The sequence below is a fragment of the uncultured Campylobacter sp. genome (assembly GCF_938045535.1).
Classification (GTDB): domain Bacteria; phylum Campylobacterota; class Campylobacteria; order Campylobacterales; family Campylobacteraceae; genus Campylobacter_B.
Window position 1 is genome coordinate 1 of sequence record NZ_CALIMQ010000169.1, and the last position, 6,800, is coordinate 6,800.

General features: G+C 46.3%; 7 protein-coding genes and 1 pseudogene. 1 reads left to right on the top strand and 7 read right to left on the bottom strand.

The window, feature by feature from the left end; translation table 11 throughout:
• Positions 1-224: 224 nt before the first annotated feature.
• A pseudogene (locus Q0095_RS05325) lies at positions 225-302 on the top strand (IS1595 family transposase); the annotation flags it as partial.
• A gap of 172 nt (positions 303-474) precedes the next feature.
• Here Q0095_RS05325 and nrfD read toward each other — a convergent pair.
• The 7 genes from nrfD to Q0095_RS05360 are packed head-to-tail and all read right to left on the bottom strand — an operon-like array spanning position 475 to position 6,688.
• Positions 475-1,362, bottom strand: a complete 888-nt coding sequence (gene nrfD, locus Q0095_RS05330; protein ID WP_297882051.1) for an NrfD/PsrC family molybdoenzyme membrane anchor subunit — start codon at positions 1,360-1,362, stop codon at positions 475-477.
• Between the two features lie 2 nt (positions 1,363-1,364).
• Entirely contained in the window at positions 1,365-2,012 is a 648-nt protein-coding gene (locus Q0095_RS05335; RefSeq protein ID WP_297882053.1) for a molecular chaperone, read from the bottom strand.
• Positions 2,013-2,022: 10 nt separating this feature from the next.
• Positions 2,023-2,574, bottom strand: coding sequence for a 4Fe-4S dicluster domain-containing protein (locus Q0095_RS05340; RefSeq protein ID WP_297882056.1), 552 nt, complete (start codon positions 2,572-2,574; stop codon positions 2,023-2,025).
• A 1-nt stretch (position 2,575) separates the two neighbouring features.
• Positions 2,576-4,867 carry a molybdopterin-dependent oxidoreductase gene (locus Q0095_RS05345; RefSeq protein ID WP_297882058.1) on the bottom strand — a complete coding sequence of 764 codons (2,292 nt, stop codon included), beginning with the start codon at positions 4,865-4,867 and terminating at the stop codon, positions 2,576-2,578.
• 22 nt (positions 4,868-4,889) lie between these two features.
• Positions 4,890-5,786, bottom strand: coding sequence for a hypothetical protein (locus Q0095_RS05350; RefSeq protein WP_297882059.1), 897 nt, complete (start codon positions 5,784-5,786; stop codon positions 4,890-4,892).
• Positions 5,787-5,797: 11 nt separating this feature from the next.
• On the bottom strand, positions 5,798-6,511 hold the full coding sequence (locus tag Q0095_RS05355; RefSeq protein ID WP_297882061.1) for a disulfide bond formation protein B: 714 nt from the start codon (positions 6,509-6,511) through the stop codon (positions 5,798-5,800).
• A 9-nt stretch (positions 6,512-6,520) separates the two neighbouring features.
• Positions 6,521-6,688, bottom strand: coding sequence for a hypothetical protein (locus Q0095_RS05360; protein WP_169765898.1), 168 nt, complete (start codon positions 6,686-6,688; stop codon positions 6,521-6,523).
• Positions 6,689-6,800 lie beyond the last annotated feature (112 nt).

Genomic DNA, 6,800 nt, shown 5'->3' on the forward strand with positions numbered 1-6,800 from the left:
AATTATGAGCATTTAATGAGGAATTTAACACAGTAAAATTATTTAAAATTTGATCGTTTCGGGGATTTTGCTTGCAAAATAAATTTTATGCTTTTGCTAATTTTCATTTGGCTCTCTTTAACTTAGGCTCATGCAAAGGAGCAAGTAAGTTACGATGAGAACTATGTTTTTGAAAAGTAACGAGCGTAGTGAAGTTAAAAAATAAGTATATAGTCCGTTAAAGAATTCCTGAAGCTAAATTTAGAGGAATTCTAAAGTATTTTGCAGAGAATATAGAAGCATCAAAGATATCAAATTTGACTAAGCGTAAATTTAATGGTGTGCTTGTCAAATTTGGGTTAGTTTCTAACCCAAATTTTAAAGTCAAGAGTTGTGCAGTGCTGCGTCGCTTTTTGGTGGTCTATCGAAAAATCACAATCTAAGATTAAAATTTAAAGGTCGGACTTGCGCCCGACCAGTATCAGAAAGGAGGAGTTAAAATATATAAACCGCGCCAAGCACGATAAACGCTCTTAGGCAAAAGCCGCCTATAAGCACGCCGTATTCGTTATAAACGCAGCTTTTTATCTCTTCATTGCCGTACGCGCAGACACTGCCGTCCGCATTCACACTGCAGCTACGAAGCATAAATTTGCTTCCGCCTAACAGCGGTAGTGCAAGCCCAAATACGACAAAGCCTATCCAAAACATCGGCGCAAGCGAGCCGCTGACTATCTTGGTTACGCTCGCCATGCCCGCAGCCTCACTTTTCACGCTCGCAAATAGCGCTAACACCGCAACGATCTCAAGCACGACGAGCGCGACGTGAAATTTATGCGCACAGTGGCTTAGCCCGTGCCCTGCATTTAGCGTAGCGGCGGCGTTTGCGCTAAGCCCCGTGGAGATCGCAGAGATCGTAAATAAAATCGGCAGCCACACGCTAGCCCAAAGCGGGATCGCCTTTACGACGTAAAGCAGTAGCCCCGTATATCCCATCACTCCAAGCGCTAAAATAGCTCCGAGCGTGAGCATCATATCGCAAATTTTGCCGCTCTTTTTGATCTGCAAAAGCACTAAAACGCTAACCACGATGAAAAATGTAAGCAGATATGTACCTATGCTCATCATCGAAACAGGGCGCGTGTAGAGCTGTAAAATTTTAAGAGGATTTATCGCGGCACTCGGCGCCAAGTCAAACAGCAAAAGCGCGGTTCCTATTATTACCGCAACGGGTGCTAGCAGAAAGCCGAATTTATAAAACTTCTCGTTTAATGAACCCAAAAAGCCTTTGTAAGCCAAAGCCGAGCACAAAAACGCCCCGGCGCCTAAACCGCCTAGAAACAAATAGATGACTATGAGCCATCCCCAAGTCGTCTGTACCATCGTCATTCCTTTAAATTTTTAAAAATTTCAAGATCTTTTAGCGCACTTTTAAGCGCATCCATCTCGCTATTTAGATAGAGATTTAAAAAGCTCCCGAAACTCTTCCAAACGTCTAAATTTGCATGCTCATCACAGCGAGCGGCAAATTTGCAAAACCACTGCGACGGATGAGCGGCGATAAATTCCGCCTTTTTATGCAAAATTTCATTAAATTTAGCCTCATCCTCCGCCTTTAGCGCGCTAAAACTTAGAAAATAAAGATATTGCAGCTCGTACCCGATGAAATCGTCGGGAAATTTATCAAGCTGCGCATCCTCGAGTTTTAGCCCTGAGCCTTCATAAAAGCTTCGCACCTGCATCGTCTTTGCCCCAAACATCGTTTGATAGTCGAAATACACCGACTCGTAAGGCTCGGCTTTGGGGCGCTTAGGACCTACGAAGAGCCTATTGAATTCGTAGCGAATTTCATCAATTAAGCTTGGCTCGCTTTTGCATTCGGCAAATTCGAGGATAAACTTATGCTCTTTAAGCTTAGGCGCAAAATCCTGCGTCAAATTTAAAAGCTCGTCCAAATTTTCACCGGTAAGAGGCACCAAAAATACCTGCCTCAAAAAGTCCTCGACGTAAAGACTCTGCTTTAAATTACGCATCTTTTTATCCTTAGTGGATAAACTCGTTGCGCTTCATGCGAGGATAGAAGCGGATGTTTGGCTTCGTAAAAAAGCGTTTAAAGCCTGGCATCTCTTTCTCCATCCCCGCGCTATCGCTCACATCGCTATCGACCAGCTTTAGCACGTCGCAAGGGCAGCCCGCTACGCACGCAGGCTCCTCGCCGCGCTCGAGCTTCTCGGCGCAGAGGTTGCACTTTTGCGCTTTGCCGTCTTTGCCTTTGGTTATAGAGCCATAAGGACAGGCTACGATGCAGTATCCACAGCCGATGCATTTATCGTGCAGCGGCTGAACGACGCCGTTTTCAAGCTTAATGTAAGCTCCCACGGGACAAACATCCATACACGCAGGCTCTTCACAATGGTGGCACGAATGCGAGATGAAAATTTCCTTTTCGATCTCGTCTTCATGGATGAGCATCATATCGACGTGGCGCCAGTTGATGTCGGGGTCTTGGTTATGATAGACCTGACATGAAATTTCACACGCCTTACAACCTATGCAAAAGTTGTAATCAAATAAAAATCCTTGTTTTCGCTTCATTTTATGCCTCCTGTTTTGCAGCTTTTTTTACTTCACAAAAGCTTGCAGTATAGGTCGATCCGTTGCCTAAATCACTCACTCCGTCCGAGCAAAGGATATTTGCTCCCGTGCGAGACTTGGTAACCTTAACCCAGATATTGTTCCATGCATAGACGATGCCCGGCTGCATCTGATTGGTTTCAACCGCCGTAAATATCGCCGTGCCCTTTTCGTTCGTGGCTTCAACCGTATCGCCCTCTTTGATGCCGCGCGCCAGCATATCCTCGCGCGTCATAAATAGCTCAGCGTTGCCCTTTACGATGACGCGTTTTAGGATGTAAGGCATATTGCCCCAGTTTGAGTTATCCTGAAGCTGCGTGCCCGGCGTCATAAAATAAAGCGGATACTTTTTCAAGTAATTTTTGCCGAAATTTTTATGCCTTTCGTAGTAATCCCAATCGTCGTCAAGATCGATCACCGGGTGATAGCCTGCGTCCTTGAAAGCTTCGGAGTAGAGCTCGCACTTGCCGCTTTTAGTGCCGAATACTAGCTTGTCCTTCGGCGCATAAGGGTAGTAAGGGAACTGATCTTTCATCGTCTCAGGCGTTCTAAACGGCTTGATCCAGCCTACGCTTTTTAGTTTTTCGTAAGTGATATTTTGCTTTTTGGCAAATTCCGTATCCAAAAACCTTCTGCAAACCGTCTCGCTATCCCAATCAAAGCACTCCTCGGTATATCCCATCGCCTTGGCTAGAGCGTTAAAAAATTCCAAATTCGTCTTAGCTTCGCCCAGCGGCTTGACGCTTTGGGCGTTGTAGCAGACGTAGCCTGAAATTTGATCGTTTTGAATATCTTCGCTCTCCATAAAGGTAACGCCCGGCAATACGTAGTCCGCGTAATCGCAGGTGTCGGTATCGTAAGGATCGATGACTACCAAGAAAAAATCGTCGTCCATCACGCGTTTTTTGATTAAATTCGTATTGGGCGCCGTTACCATCAAATTCGAGTTGTAGTTGATACAGGCTCGAATTACCGTATTTATCGGCTTACCTAGATAGGTCGGATTTTCCTTTTGGATGCCTTTGCCGAATTCTACGTAGCTTACCTGCTGGCGCTCTATCTTTTTGCCCTCTGCGTCTTTTGGCGAAAGATCAGGCATGCAGTTATCGAAGTTAAAGCAGCCCTTTACATGCACGTAAGCCCAGAATAATCCACCGCCAAGTTTTGTAAGGCAGCCCGTAAGTACCGGCAAGAAGGTAACCGCGCGCACTAGCCTTGCTCCGTTAAAGTGTCTTTGGCCGCCGTCGCCGTGCATAATGGCAGGCGCTTTGGCGTGGGCGTATTCTCTAGCAAAGACTTTGATCTGATCGACGCTTGCTCCGCACATTTCAGATAGTTCGCCATAAGTGTAGAGTGAGCACTCATGTACTAGATCCTCAAAGCCGGTTGTATATTTTTCTACGAATTCATGATCATATAGATCTTCTTCTATCAAAAATTTGCAGACCGCTAGACAAAATGCCGGATCGCTTGAAGGCTTTAGCTGGATAAACATATCGGCCTGGTTTGCGAGCGGAATTCTGATCGTATTTATGACGATGATCTTGCCGCCTCGCTTTTTGACGCGGTGGGCAAATCTAATCCAGTGCACCGCCGTATAGGCTTCGTTTGAGCCCCAGCTGATATACATATCGCTCTCATCGACTTCCAGCGCGTCTTTTGAAAAGTCCGTGCCGATAACGCTCGGCGTGCCCGCATAGCGCGGCCAGTCGCATGGATTGCGCACAAGCCTCGTAGCGCCATATTTTTCAAAGAAATTTCCCGGCGCGATCGTCTTTGAGATATGCCCTTCGTTGCCCGAATAGACAAATTCCGTCAGCGCCTCGCCGCCGTATTTTGCCTTGATCTCGGTAAGCTTTGCGGCTATCTCTTTTAGCGCTTGATCCCAGCTGATGCGCTCCCATTTACCCTCGCACTTTTTACCGACGCGCTTCATTGGGTACATTATGCGATCGGCGTTGTATAGATGCATTGCATAGGTATGACCTTTGACGCAGACCGTGCCTTGCGTTAGAGGGTGCTTCGGATCACCCTTGATGCTGACCATCTTACCGTCTTTGATCTCTGCGATCATCGAACAGGCGTCGCGGCAGTTTCTAGGACAGGTGAGGTAGTGATACTCTACGCCCTGCTCGTTTTTATAGGATTTCGGTTTAAAATCCACCTCAAACTGCTCCATACCAAATAGGCTTGGAGAGGCTCCCGCCGTAGCTAGAGCCGCTCCCGCGCCTTTTAAGAAAGAACGTCTTTGCATCTCTTCTCCTTAAATGTGGGCTTTATTTCATATCGTATATGAAAACTTTATTTTCTTTGCCTTCGCGCGAAAAAACATAAAATTTGCCGTCCTTCACCGCAAGCGCTCTTGCGTTTGCCGCTCCGCTAAAACTATACGCATCCTCAATTGTATGAGTTTGCAAATTTAGCTTTAAAATGGTCGAGAAATTTTTACTCAAAAGATAAACGGCATCAGGCTGAGCATCGATGCCCGTGACGTAATATTCGCCAAGGCTTCTTTTATCTTTTAGGCTTAAATTTCCGCCTATTTGCGGGATGAACTCCTCCAAAATCATCTTATCGTCGCCGTCAAACACCGCCACGCTCCAATAATCCCTCACGTCGTTAGGCACGGATGCAACGATAAATTTATTCGCAGCCGCGTCGTAATCCCAGCCGAGGATATATTGCTGCTTTGCTCGAAGCGTGGAGAAGCGCCCTTTGTTGCCGAGATCATTTAGCTTCCATTTATCCCAGCCCTCGGTCAAATGCCTCCACTGGCTATTTTGCTCCTCTACACTAAGCCCGTCCGTAGGCTCATAAAATACGAAGGTTTTATTAAAGCTTATCATGCCGAGCTCATTTTTGTACCACGTCGCGCCTACGGTCGCTTCCATCTCCATTATAAAGTGGCGATCGTGCTTGCCGTATCTAAGCGGCTTTAAATTTTCATCCGCAACGTAAAATTCGTTATTTTTAGAAACCAGCGCAAACTGCTTTTTATCTGCGTCGTAGTCCGCTCCCGTAATCGGTGCATCGTTTTGCAAGCTTAAGCTCACTTCCGCACTCGGCGTACCGAGCTCCTTCACGCCCTCAAGCGCGCCCGCTTTGCTATCGAGATTGAACTCAAACCCAAACGCCAGAGCCGCTAGCGCCGTAAAAATTATCAGCTTTTTCATCTTTTTGCTCCTTAGTTTGGCAGATCCGGAAGCTCCGGATTCCAATCGAATCTAAAATCAAGCGCGCTTTGCCAGTGATCTTTCTCCCAAAACCATTTTGCAGGATCAAGGCTCATCCTAGCCGGCGTGCTAGAGCCCAGATACGGCGGCGGGCCTGAGACGATGAAGGCCTGTGCGCAGTTTGCGGCGATGATGACGATGAAGATTAAATTTGCGATCTTGCCTAGAGGCAAGTAGCGCAAAAACTCGCCGTATTCGCCGCTCGCGCTCTTTTTCATTATATCGCCCAAATTTTTGCTACATAAAAATATAACCGCCAAAAACGCGATCACGCAAAAATCTACGACGATGACCCAAAGCTGCGTGTGCGCGCCTAAAATTTCAAGTCCGAAACCCTGCTTTATGTCAAGGTAGCCGCCGAACGTACCGTCAAGGCTGTAGTGGATAAAGCCGTTGAACATCCCCCAGCAAGCCATTAGCAAAAGCGCCGCGACGTAGCCGGGTTTTAGACCGTATCTAAGGATAAAAAGCGCGATAAGACTGATGGCTATCATCGTGATCCTCTCCGCCCAGCACATCACGCACGGGCTATCTCCCATGCCAAAGCCCAGTATCAAACAAGCTATGCCGACCGGAAGAGCCACGAGGGCGATGATGGCTAGCGACATTAGGTTAAAAAATCCTCGCTCGGCGGCGGGAATTTGATTTTGCTCTAAATTTTGCATATCGCCCTCCTAAAAGTTGCCTACCGGCACGACAACCCATAAATTTACGTAAAACTCGAGCGCGATCAGTATCGCGCAGCCTGCCGCCGCACAGCCCGTAGCTAGATTTTTCCTCTGCGGCTTAAAATATAATATAAGCCCGCTGATCAAAAATAGCGTCAAAATAAGAAATTCCATTTCAAACCGTCCTTTCCTAATAAAATTTAATCCTAAGCATGCTTATTCTTAAAGAAATAATATAATTTATTTATTAATTATAGTTTAAAAAATAGATTTTTTCGTTCATATT

What these genes read in the sequence shown, in the direction of transcription:
- Q0095_RS05350 (WP_297882059.1), bottom strand. Translation starts at nt 5,786, where the DNA reads ATGAAAAAGCTGATAATTTTTACGGCGCTAGCGGCTCTGGCGTTTGGG.
- Q0095_RS05345 (WP_297882058.1), bottom strand. Translation starts at nt 4,867, where the DNA reads ATGCAAAGACGTTCTTTCTTAAAAGGCGCGGGAGCGGCTCTAGCTACG.
- Q0095_RS05360 (WP_169765898.1), bottom strand. Translation starts at nt 6,688, where the DNA reads ATGGAATTTCTTATTTTGACGCTATTTTTGATCAGCGGGCTTATATTA.
- Q0095_RS05355 (WP_297882061.1), bottom strand. Translation starts at nt 6,511, where the DNA reads ATGCAAAATTTAGAGCAAAATCAAATTCCCGCCGCCGAGCGAGGATTT.
- Q0095_RS05335 (WP_297882053.1), bottom strand. Translation starts at nt 2,012, where the DNA reads ATGCGTAATTTAAAGCAGAGTCTTTACGTCGAGGACTTTTTGAGGCAG.
- Q0095_RS05340 (WP_297882056.1), bottom strand. Translation starts at nt 2,574, where the DNA reads ATGAAGCGAAAACAAGGATTTTTATTTGATTACAACTTTTGCATAGGT.
- nrfD (WP_297882051.1), bottom strand. Translation starts at nt 1,362, where the DNA reads ATGGTACAGACGACTTGGGGATGGCTCATAGTCATCTATTTGTTTCTA.